A 24883-nucleotide genomic window follows, 5' to 3' on the forward strand; every position below is an offset into this window, starting at 1 on the left:
GCATCATCCTTTACTCTTTCTCACCAGTGCTTCCGTAAGCCATCTGCCAAAAACCATATCCTGCATTTGCTCTTCCATCGACACCATAAAGGAATTGCTTTTTCATAAATACATTAGTATCTGCGTCATTTACCATAGCAACAAATTGAGGTGCCTTTCTTTCTTGGTAAATAAGCGGTTTTAAAGGTCTTGAAGTACAAAGGAGATACCACTGAGTGTCCGCTCCTGCAAGCTCAGGAACAACAAGTAATTCCGCTGTATCCTTGTATATGTTGGTTGTGCCATCAATTTCATCGGCAAGAAGTATCTTTCTTCCGTTTGCTTCTTCATTTGGAGCTACAACAAGAAGGTCTGGAATTAACTTCAAGCTTTTACCGTTTTCATCTGTGAGTGACATCATGGAGCTTCTGGCTGCTCCATATGAAGTCGGGGAAAGTTTTTTGTCCCCTTTGTTGCTGACTGTCTTTTTTCCAACCTTATGAGCGTCGGAGAAAAACGGTTGCCCGTCGTAGCACTTGTTTACAAATCCATTCTTTAGTAGTGTAAAAACAAGGTCATCCGGGAAAGTAACAGCACTCTGACCTATATCCTGAATGGCCGGAGTGTATAATCCAACCTTATCGTCTTCAATGTCGTTACGGTCTACACCAATCGTAAGCTCAAAATCCTTGTTTTTGATAGTGTAGTCACTTGCACTCAAATTCTGAATCTGTCGGTCTCCAATCCATTCTCGCATTCTTGGTATCATACCGAGCCATTTGTAACTTTCTTCTCCTGCCTCTGAAGGAACTTTTGTTGCCACCCTGTCCCAGAGAGTTTTTGATTGGTCGAAAGCTTTGGCAAAAATAGTTTTAAAACCTGTAAAAATACCTCTTAAAGATTGTTGATTAACTATCATAGTTAATGATTCCTCCTGTTTTTATTAAAGAGTTTCAACGGTAACACTGCCGTCGTCTGATACTGCAAGTACTTTTCCTGCCCGAGAGCTACCTGTTGCTAATGCTGTTACAGTGCAGTCATCTTCAATGTAGCAGTCCTTCAGGACATGTTCGGGTTTAACCTTGTTAGCTTCTGTAATTGTGTTGTCCCAAACAAAAGCACCTCTTTTAACCTTAACAGTCAAGTCTCCATCTACACCGTTTCTGTTATCAACGTACTCCTCAGCACGGCCTGCCGCTGTTAATCCTTCGGCTTTGGTTGCAGCCTCTGCGTAACCTGTTGCATTTAGTACAACTAGACTACCATCAAAAATGACTGCTCCTGCTGCAACCGGAAGAACAATACTCTGTCCATTCAAAAGTAGCTCTGCTGTATTTCTTCCTGCTGATAATGCCATGTTATCTCACGTCCTTTCCATATTTTTTAAGGTCTTCTTCACCTACGCCGAGCTGCTTGCAAATACGCAATGTTGCTTCATCAAAGCTATCCTCTTTGTTAGCCTTTGTCTCAATTTCAAGTTCACCCATAGGAACACCTTGAGGGGCTTTCTCAACAAAAGACTTGAAGCCCTCCGGGTCTTTCAAAGCGTACTCTGTAGCCCAATCCTTTTGAGCCGGAGTAAGTTTCCCCGCTTTAAGGGCCATAAGTACAGCATCATCCGCATCCCTCTGGGCGAGTCTTTCCTTGAGTGCTTTAAACTCAGTTTCAATGGTGTTCGAAGTATTTGTGTTCTTCAAGGCTATAATTGCAGCAGCCACATCTTCAGTCTTAGCTCCTGCTTTAAGTCCCAACATCTCACAAATGACCTTATTTGCTACAACCTTACCCTCGGCTTCAGTATTTACAGCCTTTTCTTTAAGCTTTTTTGCATCCTCAACGAGGGCCTTTAATGCTTCGATGACCTGTTCTTCGGTTGCATCCTCGCCGAGTCCCAAAAGAGCTGCAAGCTGTTTTAAAATATTCATACTGTTTCCTCCTTCATAATCCTCAATTTCGATAGAATTTATTATTGGGAACATTCCGTCAATGGCGGGTGTGTTCGTCAATGCGACTGAATGCAAAACTATTGCCTTACTGTCTTTTTTTCTAACAAGTACAACGGGTGAGAGATAACGGTATTCTTTATTTTCAAGGTACTGTTTTCCCTTTGGAGTCCATTCTACCTTTGCCACAATTGCTCCGTCCTCGAGGGATAAGTCTTTAATCCATCCGCCCGCCGGAGCTTGTACGTCTTCAAGTGTTTGGTGCTCATAATCAATCACAATGTCGATACCCCGTTCCTGAAATGTCTGTTTCATCAGACGGAAGCTTTCCTCGTCAACATTGAAGTCACCCTTTTGGCTTTTAACGTGTCCAATAGGAAGTATCTTTATTTTTCCGGGAGCTCCGTTTATTTCCGATTGGCTACCGCTACAAACAAATAATTTTGCCATTTACTCACCTCTAACAATCATAATGTGTATTTATTCGCCGTTAACCCCGTTAGCACGCGTGCTAACGCATGATATTTTGATAAGTGGGAAAATTACCCTCTTACTATTTTTAAATACTCTACAGGTCTTTTAAACTCCAATATCTACTTTTTACCTTTTACCTGTTTGTTGTATGCTTTCACAAGTGTTTCAGGATATCCTTTGAGGTCAGGAGTAAATGGCACCTTTGCCGGATTAGTTTGGAATCTCGGGTCAGGTATGACATTTACAAAGCGACCGTCCTGAAGCTGTGCAGCCTTGGGAATCTCATTTTCTATTGTCAGGTTCTGCTGTTCGACTTGTCTCCTTGAAAGCGAGCGAACCGTGCAACGACAACGAAATCCATTCGGTGGATACCATACATCCCAAACAGGGGAGTCTGCCGGAAAAACTTTTCCATCCATAGCCAAATGGGAAGGGCGAGTATGAGTATCGTTTACAGCGTCATATATCCAATAGGGGCGAAGCTTCAAAACATCCGGGTCTGTCATTTGCCTGTAGTGTCCAACTTGGTAAGCTGCTTGTGTGTTTGTTCTGAAAATATTGTCCGCCTGAAAATTTGTTATTCCTTCGTAACCTTCAATTTCAAGGAATTCGTTCATCTTGTCCCTGAAGCTCTGCATAGTCTCTCCATCCTTGATGGCCCGGAGAAGCTCGTCATGAAACTTTTTGAGGACTTGAACCTTTGTATATCCTGAGACAGTGAAGGCGAGAGTTTGATACTCTGCTGAAAGTTCATAGAACTGCTTCATTGTTATAGGAATTTTCCCTTTGAAGTAATCAACTGCTTCCTCAAAGGTCATCTCTTTATTCAGAGAGATAATGCTTTCAATGTCATCCATCATTCGTCACCTGCCCTGAAAGGTCTGCTACAAGCATTGCCCTTTGAAGGAGCTCCTCAATGTCTCTGACATCCATATCCTCTGCAAGCTTAGTTACAAGCTGTTCGTTTTCAAACAGTTTCTTAACCTCGTCAAGGTCTTCAGCATTGTCAAGCATCTTGAGAACAGGGGCAAAAAGCTTTTGAAATAAGCCTGAGCTTTTCCTTGTCACCACTGTTGCAAGGTTATCAATGTGCTTCTGTGTTCCAAGTTCTTCTTTGGCTGTCTCCTTATTGGCTATTAATTGTGTCCTTTGTTTCATCGGAAGTGGAAAGCTTGTTCCGTTACTTGGAGTAGCAACCTCCTCGCCATTCTCCGGCTTTGGAATAGAAAATTTCTTGTAAAGGTGAGCAGTCGGAACCTTGAGGCCAATGTCACAAATAAGCTGTTTATATATCCCAACCGTTTCCTTCTGGTCTTCAGCTTCTTCACAGTCATACCGTATATATGGAATTCGTCTGTCTTCTCCGAAGTTGAATAGAACAAGTGGACGTATAATATCCCTTCGCAATGTAGCAGCAAGAGCCTTGCAGTCTGCGACCGTCAGGTCGTGTCTTACTTCATTATGCGTCTTTGACTGTGCGAAGCTTCCACCGCCGCTATCTGAAGTAAGTGTCTGACCGAGAATTGCCTTTGACATTTGCTCGTCACAGTACCGGGCAAGTCTCTCGTATACATCTGTACTTGAAGTCTTTGCAGCTTCTTTAAAATCAATTTCCGTTCCGTCTGGGATTATTCCCGCTGCATCAGTGCCAATTTGAATAAGGGCTTGCATCAGTGCTTTTTTATCATCTTCACTTGAACCTTGAGCATATTTGCCAAGTCTAAGCGGCATCCCGAATATTTCGCAAAAACTGACCCAATCTTTAAGGTCATAGTTTTTGAACAAATACATCCAAGCAACTACCCTGAGTACTCCTGCTCTGGATGGATGTCCGCTGCGAGCTTTGTACCTATGAACTATGAATTTGTTCTCAGGGATATGAATACCACTTGGTGACTCCTTTGTTATAACTTTGAAGTCATCGTTATAATCCCAAAAGAAACGTTTTTGATATCTACTCTTAATGTCTTTAATTACGGTATTCCCATTGTCATAGTCCCATATGATTTCAGATACTGAGAAACCTTTACCTATTGCATCGAGTAAGTCCATTTGAACATCCTCAAAGTTTTCAATGCTTTTGATTTCCTGTGCAACAAACTCAGCAATTTGTTTGTCACGTTCATCATCAGCGTCAAAAGGAATAATCTCATAGTCAAGGCCAGTGACAGCATTTTTTCGAGTCTGAAGCTGACTAAAGAGGTGAGGGTCTTTCTCTTCCATTTCTTCAAAAAGCTCCATCTGACGAAGTACATCCCCAGAGTCGGCTTCCCTGAAAATATTTGCAAGTTTAACAGGTGTGAGGCCGTTGCTTGGATAGTCAGAATATTTGTCCTGAACTTGAGCAACTGCAATCTCAGTCAAGTCTGGCCTCTTGGGAGTAACCACTTTTAATCTTTTCTGAACTTTTTTCATCGTTTCACCCCTTTAATATGAGCCACTCCTAAATTTAAGAGCTCTGCTGATTACCGACTTATAATCAACCTTAGTTCCTATTTTTACAGATAATGCGAGCTTAACAGCCATTTCCAATCCATCAGGGCCATCGTCATTCTTGCCCATAGGATACTCAAACATTTGTTTTAAAAGTGCTTTATGCTTCTTACTAAATTTTATATAGCCGTTTTTAATAAATGGTTGTAAACTCTGTATTCTGGCATCCTTATTTTGTGTACTGTTGATTTCCTCTATTGGGAGAAACTCTCCAACCTCAGCAGATTTTTGTCTCATAATCTCTGCAAAGTAATATTGAAACTGCACTGCTTCGACTCCAAACTTATAATAAGGCCGCTTGTATTCTCGCTTGAGTCGCTTGGATGCTTCGATTGCATCGTCAATTATCTTGTCAGGCTTTCGCTTTTCAATATCTGCTATGACCACATACATGAATCCAGTTTTTATATCTTTTGCAAGTGCAAATATTGAGGATGTATCAGACTTCTTATTCTTACCAAGCGACGGGTCATTAGAGCCAATGAACAAAAATTTTGTATCCGAGAAGTCAGGTACAGTTTTTCCGTCGTCATCATAGAAGTCAAACCACTCTTCCTGAAATGAACAACTTTCTGGGTCAATAGGGTCGTTCTGAATTTCAGAATTGAATGAAGCTTCTCCTTCAGATACACGAATAACCATAAGGTCGTAGTAACTGAGCTTAGCTTCCCATAGCACCTCAGTGCCTTCAAGCATCTCTTCACGATTAGCCTCAAAGAACTCCTTAGCGTCTTCCTGTCTGTTCTCATTTGCAAGGTTGGTATAGATTCTTTCCCAAGCGTCCCATAATGTGTCATCGGTTGCAAAACTTATAACACCACGGTATTTTACAGTTTTATAGCTTGGGTTGTTTGCAACATTTGCAAGTAAGGCGTCAAAGTGGAGGAGGGTTCCGATATACACAATGTCGGTGTAAGTGTCTCCTGCTTTTGACACTGCTTTATAGAACCAGTTCCGAAGCTTCTTTCTCTGCTCAGGTGTATTGACATTCTCGTCATTTTAAGGTCATCACAGATAATAAGGTCGGGACGCCATTGCTTATGACGACGACCACGGATTTTCTTACCGCTGCCGATTGCTTCAATCTTTACTCCGTTTGATAAGAGGATTATTCCTGCTTTCCAAACCTTGCCTTGGCATATTTCAAAATCCTCCCGGATAGCTGCATTCTCTTCGTACTCTGTTTTGATATCTGTCAGAAATCCTTCTGCTTGGTCAGAGCTGTCCGAAAGTATAATGACATAATGCTTGTATGCATAGACTGAAGCATGAAGCGTATCCTTAAAGGTGAATGTCGTAGACTTAGCGTGTCCACGTGGAGCTTCTATCGCTCTCCTGCATCCTTCAGCCCGGGAGATTTCTTTTGCATCCCGGATTGCGTTCTTATCCTTCATTACACCGACTTCCCATATGTTATCAAGCTCATTATGAAACTTCGGTGATTCCCTGACAAAATAGTGGGGAAGGTAAGCCCTACCAAAATATTCAAGGTCAAATGCTCCGAGACGTTTTCTCAATCCCTTCGGGCCTGCAAGTTCAGCTCCGTTATGAAACTCCTTCAGGAGCTGCTCCCGTTCTTCCTTGTGTTTTCCTTCCCGTGTTGCGTATTTCTCGAAGAGCTCACGCTGATATTGTCGGTTTGCAACCTCCTCACGGTCTTCAGGCTCCTCAAGCTTTTCGATGTATTCCTTCAGGTTAATCATCTGTCAGTATCCGGTCGCGGGCCTTTTGGAGGACTGCGTGTAGCTCTTTTGAAAGCTGCGGGTCTGCCTTGATTGCCTTTAAAAGGTCTTCCTCAAGGGCCTCAAAGGCGAGCTCCATCTTACTTTTATAATCTCGTTTGACCTTCTGCTCATAAACTCCCACACGGGAAAGGGAAGCTATAAGCTTTCCGGCTTTATCAAGTGGCATTTCTGCAAAGTCATCCTCTGCTGTAGACACCCTTTGCATTAGGCCGTCCATCAAAACCATTCTTGATGCCTTTGTGAAGTCAAGGTCTGGATTTTTTTCGACGGCTGCGGCTATTGCTTTTGTCCTTTCTAGTGTCTCAGCAACACGCTGAGCAGCTTGATTGGCTCTTATCGCATAGCGACCGACTGCACTTTTGCTTATGTTGAAGCCTTCGCCTTTGAGCCACTTTGCAATATCATCATATGTGTTAGAAGTATCAAGGAGTTGTGCATCTAGCTGCTCCTTAATATCTTCAGGTAGCTGTGTAATCTTTGAGTTAACTCTTGTTCGTCTTCTCTCAGCCATTACACATCAACTCCCGCGTCTTCGATTGTGGATTCAACAAGGTCAACGCCTTTTTTGGTTAGTTTTATAACTGCATCCTTGCGATACGCATTATATGCATTAACTGCCTTATCCACAAAAGTGATATATCCGCCTTCCAATAGATAATCAAGCGGCTTACTGATGTCAGGGGAGACAATCATCCCATCAGCGACCAGTGCGTTTGTTATCTGTCTCAAGAGAAGTGTGTTCTGATGACCTTTAACGAGGCTGCGGATAATGTAACCACGAATAGCTTTGTTGCGGCTTACCTCAAGCTCGCTCATATCGTCCATGATGTCATCCCTCCTTTGTTACTTTTATTTGTAAAATTCTGTCCAACTTACCGTTCATGTCGCCCATATTCTTGTCAACATTGTTAAGTGTTCGGATGAAGTCCTCCCTCAGTACATAAACGAGAGGAAGGTCACTCTTTAATTCCGATAGCTCCGTTTTTACCTTCTCGATGTCAAACGTATTCTTTTTAATAGCGTCCTTCATGTCGGAGATAGCACTTTTTACGCCCCAACCTATAAGGGCAATAACAAGTGTTGTAATGGTTTGAAGTGCGTACATGAGAATTTGACTTCCTTGCATGTGCTCACTCCTTGTTTAAGTTAGTGTCTTCAGTTTGAGAACCTTCTCCTCAACAAGTTTGGAGATGTAATCTCTGAAGTTGCCGAGATTCTCTTCAATAATTTTCTGTGTACCGGGCTTGACTGAGGCCGTAATTTCATTGACTGCCTGTTTTGACAAGGCAACAAGTTCTTCACGTTCGGCTTTTCCATCCTTAACAGCCTCCCTGAGCTGTTTTGCTGTAGTCTGCTCAATAGATGCAACGGTGACAATCGTCAATTCTTCAACATCCTCAAGTGCATTGTTGAGCAAACGACGAGCATCTTCATCCTTGAGCTGTGCCGTCTGAGTTTTCACCTTCTGAGTAGCCTTGTGTATGCCATATGTAGCATATGCAGCAAGTAACCCAATGAGAGAAATGGTAACGGTGACAAGTGCCTGACTGACTGTCGATTGAATCGCTTCCATGTTGATTCCTCCTATCCAAAAATTTTGACTAAAATAAAAAACCATAGGAGCATAGCTCCTATGGTTAATATTACAGTGTTTCTTGAGAACCTTATATATGTAGTACTTCTGAGGTTTTCTTCCTAATTTTGGGGTATTTATCCATTGCCTCCCTGGTCATAATCAAAGAGGGAAAGCTGTCCTTCGGCGTGTCCTTCTCCACATAATTGCCGAACCCACCGCTCTGTAACTTCGTACTTCTTCGAGAGTTCTAAATGATTGTAACCATTGAACTCTGCCCTAATCTTTGCGTCTCTTACAGGACGGACAATGCTCTCGGTCTTTGGTAGATATATTGTGGAGCCTCCGACTATTTGGGTGAGCTCAACAAAATTCATAATACCGATTGCTTCTGCAATTTGCCTATATAGGCCATCGGGAATTTGTTCAAGTGTCAGCTCCTTTGCATATGCTGCTTCCATCGGTTGTCCTCCTTTCCCGGAGCATTACCTTATTTATATAGCTGAAAGGTTCGAAGCTTTGACGGCTGCGGTTACTGTCTTACCGATACCTATTACAACTTTGTCACCGCTCACGCTTATAACATCGTATGAACCGTAATAGGCTTTAAACGGCTTGCCGTTGTATTGTATAGCTTTCAGTATCTTTACTTTTCCGCCTTTGACAATCGGCTTACCTTTGTTATAGTTGTTAGTGGGGGGCTTTATATCTTTGCTCGGAGGAGTGATTCCATTACTGAAACCGTTCAGTCCGGCACTCCTTATTATTGATGGGTAATCTTTGAATGATATGTTAAGGTCTACGTTTCCGCTAATGCCCGGAACCTTTCCGCTGCTTGTATACTGCCACAGCCCGACATCATTGCGGTCACAATTCTTATTGTACCATGCATACCATAAGTCAAAACCTCTCAAGGCATTCATATCCAGCATATTCCTTATGTAGTCCTTGTTAGCATAATTCGTTGCATAGTATCCGGCCTTTTGAACCTCGGTGCAGAATGCTTTTACAAAAGCCGTAGCTTGTACCTTGCCGATTGTAACGCCTTTCTTTCTGGCCCGAGTTACTGTGTCATACTCAATGTCATAGCAAACGGGGTATTCCACCTTATAAGGCTTAATCAATGCTATACACTGCCGAGCTTCACGAACTGCATTCTCAGCGTTCAAAGCGTAGCTGAACCAATAAACTCCCACCGGGATTCCAAGCCTGTTACACTCCGAAATGTTTCTTTTGAACTGCTCGTCAATATTGTTGTTCCCAAAACCCGCCCTCAGAATTGCGAACTCAATTCCGGCAGCCTTCACCTTGTTCCAATCAATTACTCCCTGATGTTTTGAAACATCAATACCGTTCTTGTTTATCTGTGCCATATCTCTCAATCTCCTTTTAAAATTAGGGTTATTCTTCTATGTCTGTCTCAATTAAGACTTCTTCGCCTTCAATCTCACTGTTAATCACTAGAATTACTTTACCGGGCTTATCTGAAGGCTCTTCTGCTTTTATGGGATACATTTTATCCTTGTATAGCAGTACCTGACCGTTATCAACTACATCATGGTTTAATTTAATCATTCTGATTTAACCTCCTTCAAAGGGCAGTCCTTATGCCTTTCAATAAAATTTTCTATTTCAATACTGAGCACTGGACAAAATAAGTTTTCTGAACTTCCTGACATTTCAAAATCTGAAATAGTGCATTTTAAGCAATTGTCAGGCATGTCAATTTCTAAAATAGCTCTTGGCATTGATAATCTCCTAAAGTCTTAATATTGGGGTTACTATGTCCAGTAATTCCCCTATGGTGTAAGAGCTGCGGCCTTCATCCTTGAGCCTTTTCTTAAACCGAGTAACTTCAACGGTTATCTTCATAAGCTTCAGAACTCCGACTTGCTCCTCAGTAACCTTGTTCATCTTATCCGATACCATGCATCCGAGAGATTGTCTGAGTTCAAGGACTGCCTCAAAAGTGCTGCATTCTTCTTTGAATTCCTTCCAAACCTCCTCGGCAAATTTCTTGCGGTTGAGTTTGGGTTTATCGGGAGGAATTAAACCTTTATCCTGAAGCATTTTTTTAAATTCGGCCCGTTCAGTCTTTTCACGATTGGTTAATTCCCTTGGCTTTTTTGTCTTAGTTGCTGCCATCAGAGTTCTCCTTTCTGTCGACCATCTTTTTGAGGGCCTCAATCAGCTTGTGACTCTGTGAAACTGTCAACCATTCAAGACGCTCGACCTTAAACATTTTCTTGCAAAATCCGTTTATTCTCTCGTTATTATCATTCCAACCAAGCTCACCAGTAAGGGCGTATATCTTACGGCGTAAATTCTCTGTCAAAAGATTTCCGCCTTCGTCTGTCCGTTTTCGTTGCTCGGCCTTTTGAATACCATCCTTCAAATTGGAGAGTACACGGCATACCTTGTCAATTTCACCCTGAGTGAGTTTCTTCATACTGTCCTTCTTTGTTTCTCTACCGATGATACCATATAGGTCTTCATCATCTAGGGAAAGCTCAGGTGACTTTGCAAGTCCCCAAATTGTGCGGATAGAGTAGTGGGGGCGATTACGCCCCCCGTAAATTTTTCCTTGCATGATACCTCCTCCTAACACTGCACAGCTTGAAGTTTCTCACGGTCGGTTTCATACCAAAATGTGTCCTCTTTTTTTAGAGATGCTCCAACCCGGATGATTTCATCCTCGGTGTACTTCTTGAGTACATCTTTGTTTATAGTTTCCGTTGTAATGATGCAATCGTTCATCTTTCTAGCCTTTAGGCTTTTGACGATAGCAGCAAGCTTTTCTTTCGCTTTGGGAAGTACGACCTTTGTGCTCTTACGAAAACCCGTTTTCCCAAAGTTTAAAGTCTTCGTCTTGCCGTCAAGCTCGTCTCTATGTTCCTCGACAAAAGCCTTAATGTCCTTGCCGATTGCCACAATACGGTCTTGAACAGGCTTAGCCTCTTGAGCAGCCGTGAGTTTGATGCCCTGTATTTGTTTGTTCATATCGCCTTCGATGTCCAGAAGGTCAAGCTCAGCTTCTGCGATTTCCTTCAGTGCCTTGTCTACATCTTCCCATGACTTGTATGTTGGAGTTTCCTTGATTCTTATTCTCGTCAATGTTCTTCGCCTCCTTTCATAAATGTGTTGTATATGCCGACATCCGGCGTGGAGCCGAAGTCAATCCCTTTTTCAGATATGACATGAGATAAGCTGAAGAGTCTTTCAACTTTACCTTTTTTTAACGGGTTTAATCCACCTTCTTCAACGTATGCACTAATTATTTTCCCATCGTGGATTTCAAACCCGAGGCCGAATTCATTATGAAGCCAATAGAAAACATCAGTAGGAAATTCCTCAAGAGAGTGTGTCTCATGTATTAAAATACTGTTTTGTGAAACAGCCTTCAGTATGTTGTTCTTAACGGTAGTTTTATTATCTAGGCCCTGTTCAAGACAGGCGAGGCCGACCGAAACGACCTCCTCAATTCTTAATTCTGCTGTGTTTTTCATGTATAACCCTCCTCTGAATATTCTGAGATTAAAGCATCATCATGTTAGATGCTTGATTAATTGTGTTCAGTGTGATTGTGTCATTCCCACGCTCTTTGAGAATTCTGAAAACATTATTGAGTGTACGGTCAAGTAATCGGAAGCAGCCTGTCTGAGTATTGCACGCCCGGGCCTTTAGTTCTGCAAGTGCATCCACCTCAACCTCATAACCTTCAAGGAAACCCTCGACCTCCTTATCAGAGAGGCCTTTCAAACTTGCATAAAAGTCTACACGGTTTGCAAAACGGGTGAGATAGGACTTAATCTGGGCCTCAAGCTTCGGTTCTCCTGCAATAACCATACCAATATCGGACTGGTCGAATATCGCCCTGAGTATTTCCATTTTCTTTTGAGTGTACTTATTAATCAACTTGTCCGCCTCGTCGATAATGAGAAGATATCCTCTGTTTACATTGAAAAACTCCCGAATACCGTTGACACGTTTCCATATTGTCCCGTAAGTAGTAGGGATACCAAGCGTCCTCTCTATAGCTTCAACAAGGTCACGGCTTGACATGGTGTCGTCACATTCGATGTAGGCGACTCGGGGCATCTTTGAGTAATACTTTAGGGCATGAGTTTTTCCGAAACCGGATTTTCCGACCACAATACCGAGACCAATATACTCCTGACAGGAGCTACACACGCCAATGATGTTCTGTGCATCCCTACTTTCAAAAAAGCTCTTCCGTTGTTTTGAGAAGTTTACGACTCTTCCTTGCTCAGTAGTTGCAGCGGAAAGTTCTTCTCCTGACACTTCCGCAAGGAAAGCTGTTAGTTTTGACTCAAGCTCTGTTGCATCACTGTCATATTTCCCTGAGAGATACCGGGAAACCGTAGACCGTGAATAGTTAATAGTGCTTGCAATTTCTGTGATGGTCTTACCCTTACTCTGTATAAACTCATTAACCTTATCTGCAAGGGTTTTTGATTCATATGTGTAAGTCTTTGCTGCTGCTTCCATATCATTATCCTCCTTATTATCCGAGGGCTCTCAGCCGTTCGAGGGCTTGTTGAGCCTTTTGGTTAAAAAACTCGTCATCTGTTTCTTTATGCTGCTTTTGTTTCTTAGAAACACTTCCTGCCTTGACATCATCCCGGAACTCCTTATCGTTCGGGAGCTGAATAAGCTTTTCGTTTTTCTTAGCCTTGACCGTGAGGTCTACACCTCCAACCACGGCGGGAGTACCGTTGTTCTGTACCCTGAGTTCATATGGTGTCTGATACCATTCAAGCTCTTGCTTTGTCTCTCGGAGCTGTCGCTTTTGCTTCTTGATGTGCTCTTCGAGTGCTGCCTGTGGAACACGGGGCGCAATCTGAAGCAATTCAGCGGAGACAGCCTCACAAATTTTCTTGCCCTCTTTGTTGAATACATATAGCTTTGTAACATCGTCTATATCCCATTTGATATTGACAGTTTCTCCGATGTAATGGCAAAGCTCATAATCCGTGTAGAGTGTGCCAAATTTGATAATGCCTTGATTACGAACGAGAGCAGTGTCCGCTTTTAATAAGAGCATTGATGCATATTCCCTAGGTGGTGATGCCTTATAATATCGTTCGCCGTTTTCAAATAATTCTATCGGTGTGATGTATTTCTCACGGCTTTTCCTGAGAGAAGAATGTTCTCTTTTGTGGTAAACTTCGTTTTTCCACTTAGTCCAATATCCGTAGAACTCTTCCATTGTAAGAAGTTCACCACGTTCTAACATACCGGGTATATCTTTTTTTCGTTTACCTGAAGTCTTCGAACCAGTGAGAGTTCCAACATAGGAGCCTATCCATTTGGTAAACATAGAGCATACAGTTCCGAAGAACCTCTCAATTTGTCCTTTACTCCACGGCTCATAGGGGAGAGACCTTGACCACTCCTCAATTCCTATGGAGCGGTAGAAGCCTTTTGTCTCGCTGTCAAAGTTAAGTTCCTGCATTCTACGGTCATTTCGACTCTGCCCGGTATTGGTCTTTGAAGTGTAATCTTTTCCGTTGTCAATGTGCAAGTGTTTCGGAACACCCCCCGGGTGTGAGTACAGCATCTTAACAAGGCTTTCTTTGAGTATCTGTGAATTAGCATCCACACAAAGCACATCACCCATGATGCAGCGTGACCGAGTGTCAAGCCATGCGACAAGCTTCGGTCGGACTGCTTTAATTTTCCCGTTCGGGTGGGTATACTGTACCCAACAATCAAAAGTGTGCTCGTCACCCTGTACAAATTCCATTACCTCAAGAGCTGTCGTATCTCGTTTACCCTTTAGCATTCGTGCATTTTTGAACTCCCTTAATCCATTTGCAGCAAGATAGTGGGCGTTACGGCCCCGAAGATTATCCATAAGGTACTTGATGTATCGGGCTACTGTCTTAATTGAGGGATAATCATTCCATCCCTTACAGTCAGCTATATCTTTGAATTTCCAATAAAGCATTTCTATTGTGCCGTGGTTCTGTGAAAAACCCGGGTCAAACCAAATGTTTTCAATAAGGACTTTTTGTTCTTCGGTTAAACTAGGAAAAGTGTGCGATTCTTTTGGCTTCCTGCAAAGTGCAAGTACTTTGAAGAATTCAAAGTTTTCACCTTCTTCTCGTTCAAGCTTGGAAGCCCATGCACTTGACTCAAGGTATCCCTCAGCATATCGGTAGAGTGTACGCTTGCTGATGTTAAGCTTTGCTGCAAACATTTCAGCAAAGGCAGTCCGCTCACCTTCACCGTAGGAGACAAACTCCTGAATTTTTCTTGAGAGTTCAACAGCCTCATAATATTCTCTTTTGTGTGTTTCAATATACCAATTTAGGTCAATATCTAAGTACCAAGGGGACTCTTGACTTTTTTGAACAATTTCCGAATCCTCTCTATAAACCTTACGCTCTGCCTTATGAGCTTTTCGTGCTTTTGTAGAGAGAGAGGAAATGGCCACAAAGACTCTGTCTTTTCCTCCGCATCTTGATTCTGTTTTCGTTTTGAAGCTACCCGGATTTCTTTCAATTCTTGATGTCATTCCTTTATAGCTTATACCTTCGAGCTGAGCTGCCTGTTCTAGTGAAATAAATGTTTCTTCCAATCCCTGTCCCTCCTTTGCACTTTACTTTCTTTTGTGGACTTGGTAGAATAGAGGGGATGAATATTTTCATCAGTTCCAGATAAGAGCGTTTCCTTTTCGAGTGGACGCTCTTTTCTCTTACCCCTATGCACATTAATTCCCCCCGACTATTTAACAACATTTATATTGAGCTCCTTTAATGATTGCTCAAGTTTCTTGATTTCTGATGTAACATATCCCTTTATTAAACTAAAACTTTCAATACTAGCCTGCTTCATATTAACGTAAGCAAATAGGTCGTCTATCTCTCTTTGAATTTCTTCATCAAGCTGATTTACTTTGTCTTGAAACTCTCTGAGTTTCCTCTCGTTAATAAATTTGATATCTTCTTGTGTTAGTGCATTTTTGCCTTTTCCCATATCTGATTTAAGGTTCTCAAGTTCCACGATAAAATTACTAATATTTTTCAAATAAATTCCTCCTTATGCCGATTTTTGCAATTCTTCAGGGTCTATTTCTAGTACTGAAATAATCTTATGTATGTACTTCTCGCCAGTCCTATCCCCGTAAAGGATTAGGTTTAAATATTTGTTGCTTGTTCCTACCTTTTCAGCAAGCAAAACCTGTGTCATACCTTTTTCTATAAGCCTCTTTTTTACAGTCATTCCAAACTGTGTGAGTTGCCTTTTTCGCATCAAGCATCCTCCTTCCCGTCTCTTAGATGTACTTCAAATTGGTTTACTAAGACGGCCATTGTGCCGACTCATTGCTACAAAGTTTAATAAACAGGAGAATAACCTTTATCCAACAACCTAATCCCTTGAAGTTCAGCTTCTTCAGCTTCTTTTGCCTTAACCATAGTGATTAATTCCTCTACAATTTCACAGTCCCTGACAGCTTCAGAATGTTCATTTCTATAACCTTCTTTTGGTGTATCCATCTCATATGTCATGGAATAACATAAGCGATTATGCCATGCTAAGTCCTTTCGCTCCAATAAGTATTGAAGTGTAGTTTTCATTTTCATCCTCCTTGACTTGTCGCTTCTTTTCCACTTGATGGGGAAATATATCATGTTTTCCCAGAGTTCTTATGCATCATATCAAGTCCTTCTTTTGTATCCCTAATGACGAGCCCAATTTTCCAATTAAGCCGACCTCACCGTATTTCAAAATATCACCTCCAAATTATTTTTAGCACCATATAGGCAAGAGTGCTCATTTGTTGGATATATGAATGCATTTGGAAAAATATTGAAAATCTTTCCGAGAAAAATCTCGCATTCGAGAACATACTGTGTTAATATATTTCTGATGTATTTATCTATCTTAGTTAATTTTATACCACAAATGAGAACTTGTCAATATAATAGTTCTCATTTGTATGACTTTTAATTGTGACTTTGTAAGTAGAAAGGGGGCTTTACCATGATTGAGAACTTTGAGGGTGTGGGAGATAGAATATCCTCTCAGATGAAAAAATTAAAAATAAAACAAGTTGACATATGCAAAGATACCGAAATATCCAAGAATGCAATTAGTAATTATGTGAACGGAAATAGAATACCTGATACTTTATCTAGTTATAAACTTTCTAAAGCTCTAAAAGTTTCTATGGAATGGTTATTAACTGGAGAAGATAGCTCAGCTCCCTCAAGTGAGAACTTAGAGAGTACTACAGAAAGTTTATCGGAAATAGAACAAGAATTGATTCAGGAATTCAGACAGTTAACTGACCGAGATAAAAAAGAGGTGACTACTTTTGTAAAGTTTAAACGGAACTTGGAGAAGGGTCGTGCGGCTCTGCCATCGTCGACCTTGAACAATGGAGAGAACGACACAGGGGAGGAAGCCGCAACAAGTGAAATAGCTTGATTTTTTTATCTATATTTGATGGATTATTCTATCATTTTTTTGCAGAATTCATTACATGTTTTTTTTAACCTCTTATTAACACTGAAACGCTTGATAACGGTGCATTTCTGCATTTTACTTTCAAATGTTTCATTTTGCGGAATTGATTTTTATTTATTTTATTATGTGTAATAGTAATCCCGCACGTTTTTCGCACGACGTATTTATCATTTGAGCATCTGCAAACGCTTAATTCTACAGGCTTTTATTTTTACATATCAAATATGTTAATGTTTCGCACGCTGCGTTAGCACGCTACTGATATCGACTTTTATAATGTGCACTGATATAATACATACATGGGCCGTGATGACATTCTTTATCCTCTATGCTGCTAGTACTTCCAGAATGTTTGAGCGGTCCTTCTTGTTTAATTACAAGGATTCTAGACGTTTAGCTTGTTCACAGAAAGTATAAAAAAAATAGCACCGTATTAATCAATGCTATTCTCATTATATTTGTCCAACGAATCTTTTATTATCTCTTACAAACCCGCATAAATACTGAGGTTTCTCGTCACCTCTCGTAGTATCCCGTGTTATCTCGGTGTGTCAATTATGTTGTCTGAGTACACAAGTCATCTTTCACCGCACTATTAAATTTTCAAGGTTCAACCAACTCAAAATTTCTGTTACCCTATTACTCTTTTTTTACACCTGTTGTTTAGTATCAAGTAGTTTAAAATAGCGGTTTCAGCCTTCTGTTTGCAATTCAATTTATTCACCTTGTTTCCTCTGCCTTTCTCCGCTAGAAGCATATCTTGTGCAATTCTATCAATTGATTTACCGCTCCTAAATTCAGAAACAATTAAGGTGTCAGTGTATTCAACCATAAAAATATCACTCCATTTCCTTCTCAATCTATTTCTAAATTTTTATATTTTCAGCCCGTGTTATTGAAGAACCCATCAAAGTATTCGTCTCCGTATGTCCTCTGTTCAAAGTTGCTCCTGTTAGATGGCTGCTCCTTTTTCTGAGAGGAAAACAAGGTACTGTTCTTTTCCCATGTCCTTACACAAGCTTTCCAATCCTTCACTTTTGATTTACCTCTCGTCCATCCGTTAGCTATGTAATGGTCAACAAATTTTTCAGGATCCACACTATTATTTCGTTCCTGACAATAATCTTGTACTTCCTCAAGTGTAGGTGGAACAAATTTTTGTGTTTTAGGATTTGACACATATATATCTTTTAATTCTTTTATATTCTTAATATTCTTTATATTCTTTTTATTTGGTTCTCGGTTGGTTTTCTGTTGGTTATTTTGTTGGTTGTCGATATCCTTTAAAGCCTTATCATTACTAGCGTTGCCGTTGGTTGTTTCGTTGGTTATGTTTTGGCGTATATTTACCCTATCAGTGTCCAAAGTGTCATTTGACTGGTACTTCTCCCAGTTTACAACCGTAATAACAGAATACCTTCTGCCTACAGTGTCAAGTGTGATCATTGAATCCTGCTTCAAGAGGTCAATAATGCTTCTAAGCTTACCTTCTGGAATATTAAGTAGCCTACTCCATTCAGGACGGCCATAAATTAGCTGCCCTGAATGAATAGTCACCATTGTTCCCTTACAGGGCTTTTTATAGTCTTTGTATGCAGCACTAAGGAGAATATAGTTCCAAACTTTAAAAGCATATGCATCTTGAAAAACCCAATGATCAACAATATTTCTATATTCTTTTATAAACCCTTGTATATTACCGCCCCCTGTATATTTGAACTACAGCCCCCGCTAAATCAAATAATGAAAGTTGCTTTGGCTGAAGAAATATTTCTTATAACAAAACCTTATCAAACTGCTCATTCCTTCACTCCCTCACTTATATCAGCTATACAATGAGGACATATATTTTTACCCTTAAAATTAGTTATATTCTTGGCATTACCGCAGAATATGCAAGCCGGCTCATACTTTTTCAAAATAATAGTTTCTTCATCCACAAAAATCTCTAAAGCATCCTTCTCCTCAATATCAAGTGTTCTTCTCAGCTCAACTGGTAAAACAACTCTACCCAACTCATCAACTTTTCTTACAATACCTGTAGCTTTCATATAATTAAATCCTCCTTAGAATTTGTAATATTATAAATAACTCAATATTCCTATTCGACCTTCTAAATAGGCAGCATTGTGTGTTTATACTCATTGACACATGCCAACTGCCCATGCTAGAATCAAATTAACGTTTTTATCTTAGCGGCTTTCAATAGCTGCTTTTTTTATGTCTTTTTCTACTAAAACAATCTTTCTGTCTCCATCATAGGAAACACTCAAGCCCAGCTTTCTGAGCAATAATGCAAGTTTGACTGTCATAAACTCTGTCCCTCCCTACAAACACACAAGACCTTCGTCAATATATCCGCAGTTTACTTCCCTTATCAGACTTTCAAGCTCACCAACACCATACTCCCTGATAAGCTGTTCTTTAAGGGTTTCAATCCAGTATTCAGCCTCCAATATTTCCTTGACCATCTTCCGCATACGCGACATATCAGTGTTTGTGACACTCTGGTATGCAAACTCCTTGAGACTGTTCACATGCTCCTCGGCTTCCTTCATATTCCTAACAGTAATGGCAGTCAGATTTTTAGGCATCTTATTTGGAAGTATGAAATTCAGTTTCCTTCCTATAGGACAATTACATTTGCAGTGTGCATTCAGCAGAGCAGGTTCATTATAAAGCCGGGCCATATTAAAAACATTCTGAGGATCAGGCATTGTTTCGCCATTCTCCATATTTGAAAGAGTCTGCCGTGTGACGTGTAGCTTTCCGGCGGCTTCCTTTGTGCCAAGCCCACAAGTGATCCGGGCCTGCCGTGCAATTTCTCCAAACTTCATTTTACTTTCACCTCCTATTCGTAAAGTAGAAATGTACCAACTGAAATAGACTTGCAATGTAGCTGGTAATATAATGGCATTGTCAAACCACTTCATACCAAGCCTTCACTTCTCAAGCCCCTTCCGCCCGGTGTTCCAGTCCTTGGGGAGTTCTCTCCCTCTCCTGCATCTTCAAATCCTCAAGCATCTTGCCAACATAGCTGTCAACATCTCCGACTGTAGCCCTCAAAAGCTTGTTGGTATGTTCCTCAAGTGTTATCTCCGGCACTTCCCCATATGGCTCATAAGTCTCGGAAAGCTTTTCCCCTGTTTTCCTGTCAATCGATACCTTATGGATGTACTGCTTAACCTTCACATCTGCTTCAACTGCCACTTCCATCACCTCCGGCAATATAGAATACTTCTCCCAGCTCCTTCCCAAAGAATAAGCAAACTTTCAGCATAAGACCCGGCCCGGGAGAAAACCTCTGGTTCTCAAGCTTGGATAAATATGTACGGGTCACTCCCAAGACTTCTGAAAGTTCCTCCTGATTAAGTCCTCTGGACTCCCGTAATTTTTGAATATTGTTTTTGATAGGAATGTTCATATTTCCCTTGCCTCCTATGCGGATTCTTGCTTCTTAATGTAGCAACGGTTCCCAAAAAAAATTTCCTCCGGAAATGCTTCTTCAATAGTGACACCAAAAGCATCTGATATTTTATGTGCAACCTCAAAGCTTGGGTTCCTTTCTCCATTCTCAATAAACCCATAATGACTTCTATTAATGGCAACCATATCTGCAACTTGAACCTGAGTTAAGTTACTTTTTTTTCTAAGGGTAATAAGTTTTTCTCTCTTCATTCTAACCTCCTGCGACATATTGTAGCTTTAATAAGTATTATAATGCTACTTATTGTAGCTGTCAATATGAAATTATACTTTTTGCTTCTTTTTGTAGCAGTTATTTCAATGCTACAATTTGTAGTATACAATTAATTTAGAGGTGTAAATAATGCTAAAAGTACGTATTTCACAATTACGCAAAGAGGTTAACTTAACTCAAGAAGAACTATCTAAAAAACTAAAAATAACTCGCTCCGCTTTATCCCTTTATGAACTTGGGAAAAGAGACCCCGATACTGAAACTTTAAATCTGCTGGCAGACTTTTTTCATGTTTCCGTTGACTACCTTCTCGGACGTACTGATATTCGTGATTTATCAGAATCAAAAGTTGAAACCAGAGCATACCATAATCTTGATGTTGCTGGCCTGCCGGACGAAGCCATAAAAAAGGTTGAGGATTATATTGAACTGGTAAAGCTAAAATATAACCCGGATGGGAGTTTGAAAAAGTAAGTAAATTATAAATAAAAAGTACAAGCCATTTGGGTCTAAGTTATTGTTATTTTGTATTTATTAAGGGTACTGTCTAAAATACATGAACCACTTTACTAAAGGAGTACATATGCATCCAATAAATAAGTATAATACAGAATACTTCTCCCAACTCCTTGCCAAAAAATAAGCAAACTTTCTACATAAACCCGGTTTCGGAGAAAACTTCTGGTTTTCAATCTTGGCTAAATTCAAAACCCAAGACCTCAGCAATCGCTTTTGCTGTATCATGTGAAGGTCTCACACTTTCAGTTTCAAATTTACTAATCAGGCTTCTCTCAACACCTATCTTTTGTGGGAGCTTTTCCCGTGATAAGTCTGAGTTTTCTCTAATGGTTTTAAACCACTTCATTTCTAATTTACCGCCATATCAATTGAATGGTAATGTTCACATTTACGAGGTGAAAATAATTCACATGCAATAATAAAGAGGTGTACTTATGGAAGAAAAATTACTTCGGAAATTAAGAAAATCAAAAAAACTGACCCAAGCAGATGTGGCTTCTGCTCTTGAAATTGGAAGAAGCACGTATACTAAATATGAGTCCGGAAAAAGTAAACCAGTCTCCGAAATGCTAATCAAAATAGCTGATTATTTCGGTGTTTCTGTTGATTACCTTCTTGGACGTACTGATATTCGCAATTATCAGGAATCAAAAATTAAAACAAAAGCATATCACAATCTTGATGTTACTGGCTTGCCGGATGAAGCAGTAAAGCAAGTGGAAGATTATATAGAACTTATAAAACTTAAATATAAACCGGATGGGAGTTATAAAAAAGGCTTGTAAAATATAAGAAGAACAGTTATTGCTGTTCTTTTTATATTTTTTATTTCTAAATTATCTATAAAATATTATCTATAAAATAAAATTGGGGCTTATTTTGCATAACCATTCCTTGTAGGGATTATGATTATTTCAGTACCAGTTGTCAATTAAACATTCCCCGCTATTATTTTACTATTTACATTAATTTTCTCATCAGTTTTTCAATATAATATCTTATTTATTTAATTTATAACATATTATACCATTTATTTGAAATAACTGGTATAATTGATGAGTATATAATAGGAGGGTTTAAATGAACAACACTTTAATTTTACAGGATTGTCTTGAGGAATTCATTTGTCAAAATGAACTGGGCGAAATTAAGCATCAAGATGCTTTTGAAATGTTCTCAATATTACAAATTACGAAGGAATCCGAAACCTCTTATGACGAGTTAAGTTCTTGCATCGTAGATGGTGGTCTAGATGGTGGAATAGATTCATTTATTATTTTAGTTAACGATAAGGCCATAAACTCAGAAGATCAGTTACCTGAAATTAAGATTATTGAAAGTTCTAACATACAGATTTTCATTAACCAATCGAAATATGAAAATTCTTTTAAAGAAGGCCCAATAAATAACCTTCAATCATCAATGCCTATTATATTAGATATTGACGCTTTAGAGGATATTCTACTAGAGAGATTTAACCCTTTATTAGTTGAAAAAATATTATTATTTAGATCAATCTGGAGATTATGTATTAAGAAAAAGGCAAGTATAAATTTAAAGTATACATATAGCAGTAAATCAAACGAAATATGTATTAACAAATCATTTCAGTCTAAAGTAGATCAGCTAATTGCATTTACAAAGAATAACATGAATATTGATAATATCGGATTTAAATTATATAGTGCAAAAGAACTCCTAACAATATATAGTAAGCAAACATCTAAAGAACTAGAACTAAAATTTAAAGAAAATCCAGTTCCTGTTTCTTTTAGGGAAACAGAGTTTGGTTACATTGGTATAGTGGCCTTAAACGACTACTATAATTTTATTACTAATGACGGTAATTCCATTAGAGAAAATATTTTCGAAAATAATATTAGGCACTATCAAGGGGCAGTTGATGTTAATAATAATATTTCATTGACCTTAAGGAATGACAATGAAAACGATTTTTGGTGGCTAAATAACGGAATTACTATTATAGCGTCGAATTGCAGGCCTCTTTTAAAAACCCTTTTTCTAGAAGATCCTCAAATAGTAAACGGTTTACAAACATCTTATACAATAGGTAAATATTATTCTGAACCTAAAAATGAAAACAGATCAATTTTAATAAAAGTTATACAATCAAATAATAAGAAAACTATCGATAAAATCATTTCTGCCTCCAATAGTCAAAATCCTGTCCCACCTTCACTATTGAGGGCTACAGACGATATTCAAAGAGATTTAGAGATCTATTGTTTAAATAAAGGATATTATTATGATAGGCGAAAAAATTACTATAAGAACAAGCAAAAACCCGCAAATAAAATAATAAGTATTCAAAATATGGCTCAAGCAATAGAAGCTATTTTAAATTATAGTCCTGCTAACGCTAGATCGAAACCAACTACGCTTATTAAAGAAGAAATATCATATAAAAAAATATTTAATCCCAATATAGATTTTGGTGCATATCTTACTTGTTCAATAATTTGCCAAAAAGTAGCAGACTTTATTAAGAATAATGTGAATTCGGATGAGAAAGGCATTCAAAGAAATTTTATGTATCACTTAGCTAGAGTTACTGTATCATTTATTTTATGTAAGCATAATTATAACTCTGATGAAATAGCAAGAATAAGAGAAGATTCCATTTCTATAGAAAAAATAAAAGATGCAAATGATTTTTTGGCACAGGTAATTTACAAGTACAGGGAATCTAATCCGAAAGAAAATATAATAAATATCTCAAAGTCAAATAAATTTGTTACCTTATTAAATGATAGTCTGAAAATTATTTTTAATGACTGACTCTTCAAACAGTCCTAAATAATTTTATAGGAAATTAGAATTTAAACCTAAAAAGATTTAGAATGACAAAGGTACCCTTTATAACGGGCACCTTTTTGTTATTCTAAACTACAATATTTTTTTATTGCTTCCAACCTTTTAGCTCTTTGCGCTTTTGTTCTAGTACCGTAATCCATACTCTTCTTATAATCTAAAATATTTTTGTCTTTGGTGTTTCCGGATCTTAAACCTTCAAACATTTTAACAAGTTTGGCTCTAACCTTCTCAGGGCCGATGCTATTTTTAACACAATAGTCAGCAAAAGCCCATAATCCGTAAAGATGACTACTCCGTCCGATTTTATATTTTTTAAAATCTAATTTTAAACTTTCAATAAATTTAGTATTTAAAATAAACCTGTTTTTAATCTCTGAAATATCAATATCATCAAAATTATCATTCCACTTTTTATACAGATCATCTATATCTTTAGGTTCAGCCGAATTTACTTTCCCATCCTCTAGCAAAACAAATAATATCTCTGATATGAATTCGTGATCAGCCATTCTATTTACCCTAAGATTACTTAATCTTGTTTTCCAAAAAGGTATTTCTGCTAATTCAATAATTATTTTATACAAATCAGAATGATAGAATTGTGCTTTTCTAAGTTCTTGCGGTGTAAGTACTTCACCATTTCTATTTAGCCTGTCGAAGATATTATCAATTGTTTCGCCCGAATCGGTATCTATATATTCAATTGTTAATTGATATTTCCAAAAATGTCGTATATAAGCTGATAGGGCATCGTCTTTTTTTATTTCTGAAAAAAGTAATCCGTTTAGTCTGTCATCTCCAAAAATATCATCTCCAAAGAAATCAGGTACTGGAACCTTATCTTCAATAAAATCTATTATAGATGTTAGTCGTTGTTTCCCATCAATAACATCATATCTAGATGTACCATCCTTTAATATAATCTGATGCAGAAATATTGGAGGTAAGGGGAAATTTTTTAAAATCGAATCAATTAAGAACGACTTTAGTTCTAAGCTCCACACATCTCCTCTTCTTTGATATGGTGGACTTAAATTATACTTACTAGGTGTTAATTTATAACCTTGATAAAACTCCGATAATGAAATATTATTCGATGATCTTGGCAAAAAATTTTCCATAGTTT

The 24883-nt window shown here is 38.9% G+C and carries 37 protein-coding genes; 4 read left to right on the forward strand and 33 right to left on the reverse strand.

Annotated elements, in window-relative coordinates:
• Window positions 1–10 precede the first annotated feature (10 nt).
• The 24 genes from L323_RS40110 to L323_RS40210 all read right to left on the reverse strand — a co-directional run bounded on the left by L323_RS40110 (window position 11) and on the right by L323_RS40210 (window position 15811).
• The gene (locus L323_RS40110; protein ID WP_020817331.1) at window positions 11–898 is read right to left on the reverse strand and encodes a Mu-like prophage major head subunit gpT family protein; all 888 of its coding nucleotides are present in this window, start codon (window positions 896–898) and stop codon (window positions 11–13) included.
• 24 nt (window positions 899–922) lie between these two features.
• Window positions 923–1336: a hypothetical protein gene (locus L323_RS40115; protein ID WP_020817332.1), complete on the reverse strand. Its 414-nt coding sequence runs from the start codon at window positions 1334–1336 to the stop codon at window positions 923–925.
• Between the two features lies 1 nt (window position 1337).
• The gene (locus tag L323_RS40120) at window positions 1338–2372 is read right to left on the reverse strand and encodes a phage protease (protein WP_020817333.1); all 1035 of its coding nucleotides are present in this window, start codon (window positions 2370–2372) and stop codon (window positions 1338–1340) included.
• Between the two features lie 143 nt (window positions 2373–2515).
• Window positions 2516–3256 (reverse strand): phage head morphogenesis protein, encoded by a 741-nt coding sequence (locus L323_RS40125; protein ID WP_020817334.1) that lies wholly within the window; start codon window positions 3254–3256, stop codon window positions 2516–2518.
• A complete protein-coding gene (locus L323_RS40130; protein ID WP_020817335.1) occupies window positions 3246–4811 on the reverse strand; it encodes a DUF935 domain-containing protein in 1566 nt (521 codons plus the stop codon). Before L323_RS40130 ends, L323_RS40125 begins: the two co-directional genes overlap by 11 nt.
• 12 nt (window positions 4812–4823) lie before the next feature.
• On the reverse strand, window positions 4824–5825 hold the full coding sequence (gene terL / locus L323_RS42190; RefSeq protein WP_431602541.1) for a phage terminase large subunit: 1002 nt from the start codon (window positions 5823–5825) through the stop codon (window positions 4824–4826).
• On the reverse strand, window positions 5717–6592 hold the full coding sequence (locus L323_RS42195; protein WP_431602542.1) for a hypothetical protein: 876 nt from the start codon (window positions 6590–6592) through the stop codon (window positions 5717–5719). The genes terL and L323_RS42195 overlap by 109 nt, the downstream gene beginning before the upstream one ends.
• A complete protein-coding gene (locus L323_RS40140; protein ID WP_020817336.1) occupies window positions 6585–7145 on the reverse strand; it encodes a DUF3486 family protein in 561 nt (186 codons plus the stop codon). Before L323_RS40140 ends, L323_RS42195 begins: the two co-directional genes overlap by 8 nt.
• Entirely contained in the window at window positions 7145–7459 is a 315-nt protein-coding gene (locus L323_RS40145) for a hypothetical protein (protein ID WP_020817337.1), read from the reverse strand. The genes L323_RS40140 and L323_RS40145 overlap by 1 nt, the downstream gene beginning before the upstream one ends.
• 4 nt (window positions 7460–7463) lie before the next feature.
• Complete coding sequence (locus L323_RS40150) at window positions 7464–7760, reverse strand: hypothetical protein (protein ID WP_020817338.1); 297 nt, start codon at window positions 7758–7760, stop codon at window positions 7464–7466.
• A 15-nt stretch (window positions 7761–7775) separates the two neighbouring features.
• Complete coding sequence (locus L323_RS40155; RefSeq protein WP_020817339.1) at window positions 7776–8207, reverse strand: hypothetical protein; 432 nt, start codon at window positions 8205–8207, stop codon at window positions 7776–7778.
• 137 nt (window positions 8208–8344) lie between these two features.
• On the reverse strand, window positions 8345–8668 hold the full coding sequence (locus tag L323_RS40160) for a Mor transcription activator family protein (protein WP_020817340.1): 324 nt from the start codon (window positions 8666–8668) through the stop codon (window positions 8345–8347).
• A 33-nt stretch (window positions 8669–8701) separates the two neighbouring features.
• A complete protein-coding gene (locus tag L323_RS40165) occupies window positions 8702–9580 on the reverse strand; it encodes a glycoside hydrolase family 25 protein (protein WP_020817341.1) in 879 nt (292 codons plus the stop codon).
• Window positions 9581–9608: 28 nt separating this feature from the next.
• Window positions 9609–9782, reverse strand: a complete 174-nt coding sequence (locus L323_RS41470) for a hypothetical protein (protein WP_020817342.1) — start codon at window positions 9780–9782, stop codon at window positions 9609–9611.
• The gene (locus L323_RS41475; protein WP_020817343.1) at window positions 9779–9955 is read right to left on the reverse strand and encodes a hypothetical protein; all 177 of its coding nucleotides are present in this window, start codon (window positions 9953–9955) and stop codon (window positions 9779–9781) included. The genes L323_RS41470 and L323_RS41475 overlap by 4 nt, the downstream gene beginning before the upstream one ends.
• Before the next feature lie 10 nt (window positions 9956–9965).
• A complete protein-coding gene (locus tag L323_RS40170; protein ID WP_020817344.1) occupies window positions 9966–10352 on the reverse strand; it encodes a hypothetical protein in 387 nt (128 codons plus the stop codon).
• Window positions 10339–10797 carry a regulatory protein GemA gene (locus L323_RS40175; RefSeq protein ID WP_020817345.1) on the reverse strand — a complete coding sequence of 153 codons (459 nt, stop codon included), beginning with the start codon at window positions 10795–10797 and terminating at the stop codon, window positions 10339–10341. The genes L323_RS40170 and L323_RS40175 overlap by 14 nt, the downstream gene beginning before the upstream one ends.
• A gap of 11 nt (window positions 10798–10808) precedes the next feature.
• Window positions 10809–11321: a host-nuclease inhibitor Gam family protein gene (locus tag L323_RS40180; RefSeq protein ID WP_020817346.1), complete on the reverse strand. Its 513-nt coding sequence runs from the start codon at window positions 11319–11321 to the stop codon at window positions 10809–10811.
• The gene (locus L323_RS40185) at window positions 11318–11713 is read right to left on the reverse strand and encodes a hypothetical protein (RefSeq protein WP_020817347.1); all 396 of its coding nucleotides are present in this window, start codon (window positions 11711–11713) and stop codon (window positions 11318–11320) included. Before L323_RS40185 ends, L323_RS40180 begins: the two co-directional genes overlap by 4 nt.
• Before the next feature lie 28 nt (window positions 11714–11741).
• Window positions 11742–12716: an ATPase gene (locus tag L323_RS40190; protein ID WP_020817348.1), complete on the reverse strand. Its 975-nt coding sequence runs from the start codon at window positions 12714–12716 to the stop codon at window positions 11742–11744.
• 16 nt (window positions 12717–12732) lie between these two features.
• Window positions 12733–14811, reverse strand: coding sequence for a Mu transposase C-terminal domain-containing protein (locus L323_RS40195; protein ID WP_020817349.1), 2079 nt, complete (start codon window positions 14809–14811; stop codon window positions 12733–12735).
• Between the two features lie 146 nt (window positions 14812–14957).
• Window positions 14958–15260, reverse strand: a complete 303-nt coding sequence (locus tag L323_RS40200; protein ID WP_020817351.1) for a hypothetical protein — start codon at window positions 15258–15260, stop codon at window positions 14958–14960.
• Window positions 15261–15272: 12 nt separating this feature from the next.
• Complete coding sequence (locus tag L323_RS40205; RefSeq protein ID WP_020817352.1) at window positions 15273–15485, reverse strand: helix-turn-helix domain-containing protein; 213 nt, start codon at window positions 15483–15485, stop codon at window positions 15273–15275.
• Window positions 15486–15568: 83 nt separating this feature from the next.
• Window positions 15569–15811, reverse strand: a complete 243-nt coding sequence (locus L323_RS40210; protein ID WP_020817353.1) for a hypothetical protein — start codon at window positions 15809–15811, stop codon at window positions 15569–15571.
• Window positions 15812–16217: 406 nt separating this feature from the next.
• Here L323_RS40210 and L323_RS40675 point away from each other — a divergent pair, with 406 nt between their 5' ends.
• Window positions 16218–16664, forward strand: coding sequence for a helix-turn-helix domain-containing protein (locus tag L323_RS40675; protein ID WP_020817354.1), 447 nt, complete (start codon window positions 16218–16220; stop codon window positions 16662–16664).
• Window positions 16665–17334: 670 nt separating this feature from the next.
• Here L323_RS40675 and L323_RS40220 read toward each other — a convergent pair.
• The 7 genes from L323_RS40220 to L323_RS40250 form a co-directional block, all read right to left on the reverse strand.
• Window positions 17335–17535: a hypothetical protein gene (locus tag L323_RS40220; protein WP_020817355.1), complete on the reverse strand. Its 201-nt coding sequence runs from the start codon at window positions 17533–17535 to the stop codon at window positions 17335–17337.
• A 50-nt stretch (window positions 17536–17585) separates the two neighbouring features.
• Complete coding sequence (locus tag L323_RS40225; protein WP_242835343.1) at window positions 17586–18263, reverse strand: phage replisome organizer N-terminal domain-containing protein; 678 nt, start codon at window positions 18261–18263, stop codon at window positions 17586–17588.
• A gap of 239 nt (window positions 18264–18502) precedes the next feature.
• Window positions 18503–18754, reverse strand: a complete 252-nt coding sequence (locus L323_RS40230) for an AbrB/MazE/SpoVT family DNA-binding domain-containing protein (protein ID WP_020817357.1) — start codon at window positions 18752–18754, stop codon at window positions 18503–18505.
• A 276-nt stretch (window positions 18755–19030) separates the two neighbouring features.
• On the reverse strand, window positions 19031–19540 hold the full coding sequence (locus L323_RS40235) for a helix-turn-helix transcriptional regulator (RefSeq protein WP_014312200.1): 510 nt from the start codon (window positions 19538–19540) through the stop codon (window positions 19031–19033).
• 112 nt (window positions 19541–19652) lie between these two features.
• Window positions 19653–19913 carry a hypothetical protein gene (locus L323_RS40240; RefSeq protein ID WP_020817359.1) on the reverse strand — a complete coding sequence of 87 codons (261 nt, stop codon included), beginning with the start codon at window positions 19911–19913 and terminating at the stop codon, window positions 19653–19655.
• Window positions 19903–20127 carry a helix-turn-helix transcriptional regulator gene (locus tag L323_RS40245; RefSeq protein ID WP_020817360.1) on the reverse strand — a complete coding sequence of 75 codons (225 nt, stop codon included), beginning with the start codon at window positions 20125–20127 and terminating at the stop codon, window positions 19903–19905. Before L323_RS40245 ends, L323_RS40240 begins: the two co-directional genes overlap by 11 nt.
• Before the next feature lie 14 nt (window positions 20128–20141).
• Window positions 20142–20381 carry a helix-turn-helix transcriptional regulator gene (locus L323_RS40250; RefSeq protein WP_020817361.1) on the reverse strand — a complete coding sequence of 80 codons (240 nt, stop codon included), beginning with the start codon at window positions 20379–20381 and terminating at the stop codon, window positions 20142–20144.
• Window positions 20382–20532: 151 nt separating this feature from the next.
• Here L323_RS40250 and L323_RS40255 point away from each other — a divergent pair, with 151 nt between their 5' ends.
• On the forward strand, window positions 20533–20877 hold the full coding sequence (locus L323_RS40255) for a helix-turn-helix domain-containing protein (protein ID WP_020817362.1): 345 nt from the start codon (window positions 20533–20535) through the stop codon (window positions 20875–20877).
• A gap of 214 nt (window positions 20878–21091) precedes the next feature.
• On the opposite strand, the gene L323_RS40260 is transcribed toward L323_RS40255, so the two are convergent.
• Window positions 21092–21268 carry a helix-turn-helix domain-containing protein gene (locus L323_RS40260; RefSeq protein ID WP_020817363.1) on the reverse strand — a complete coding sequence of 59 codons (177 nt, stop codon included), beginning with the start codon at window positions 21266–21268 and terminating at the stop codon, window positions 21092–21094.
• An 88-nt stretch (window positions 21269–21356) separates the two neighbouring features.
• On the opposite strand from L323_RS40260, the gene L323_RS40265 reads away from it, so the two are divergent.
• Both L323_RS40265 and L323_RS40270 read left to right on the forward strand, forming a co-directional pair.
• Window positions 21357–21707, forward strand: a complete 351-nt coding sequence (locus L323_RS40265; RefSeq protein ID WP_020817364.1) for a helix-turn-helix domain-containing protein — start codon at window positions 21357–21359, stop codon at window positions 21705–21707.
• A 295-nt stretch (window positions 21708–22002) separates the two neighbouring features.
• Window positions 22003–23721, forward strand: a complete 1719-nt coding sequence (locus L323_RS40270) for an AIPR family protein (RefSeq protein ID WP_020817365.1) — start codon at window positions 22003–22005, stop codon at window positions 23719–23721.
• 98 nt (window positions 23722–23819) lie between these two features.
• On the opposite strand, the gene L323_RS40275 is transcribed toward L323_RS40270, so the two are convergent.
• Window positions 23820–24878, reverse strand: a complete 1059-nt coding sequence (locus L323_RS40275) for a DUF262 domain-containing protein (protein WP_020817366.1) — start codon at window positions 24876–24878, stop codon at window positions 23820–23822.
• Between the last annotated feature and the right edge of the window lie 5 nt (window positions 24879–24883).

Origin of the sequence: Ruminiclostridium papyrosolvens C7 (assembly GCF_000421965.1) — a bacterium.
GTDB lineage: Bacteria > Bacillota > Clostridia > Acetivibrionales > DSM-1351 > Ruminiclostridium > Ruminiclostridium papyrosolvens_A.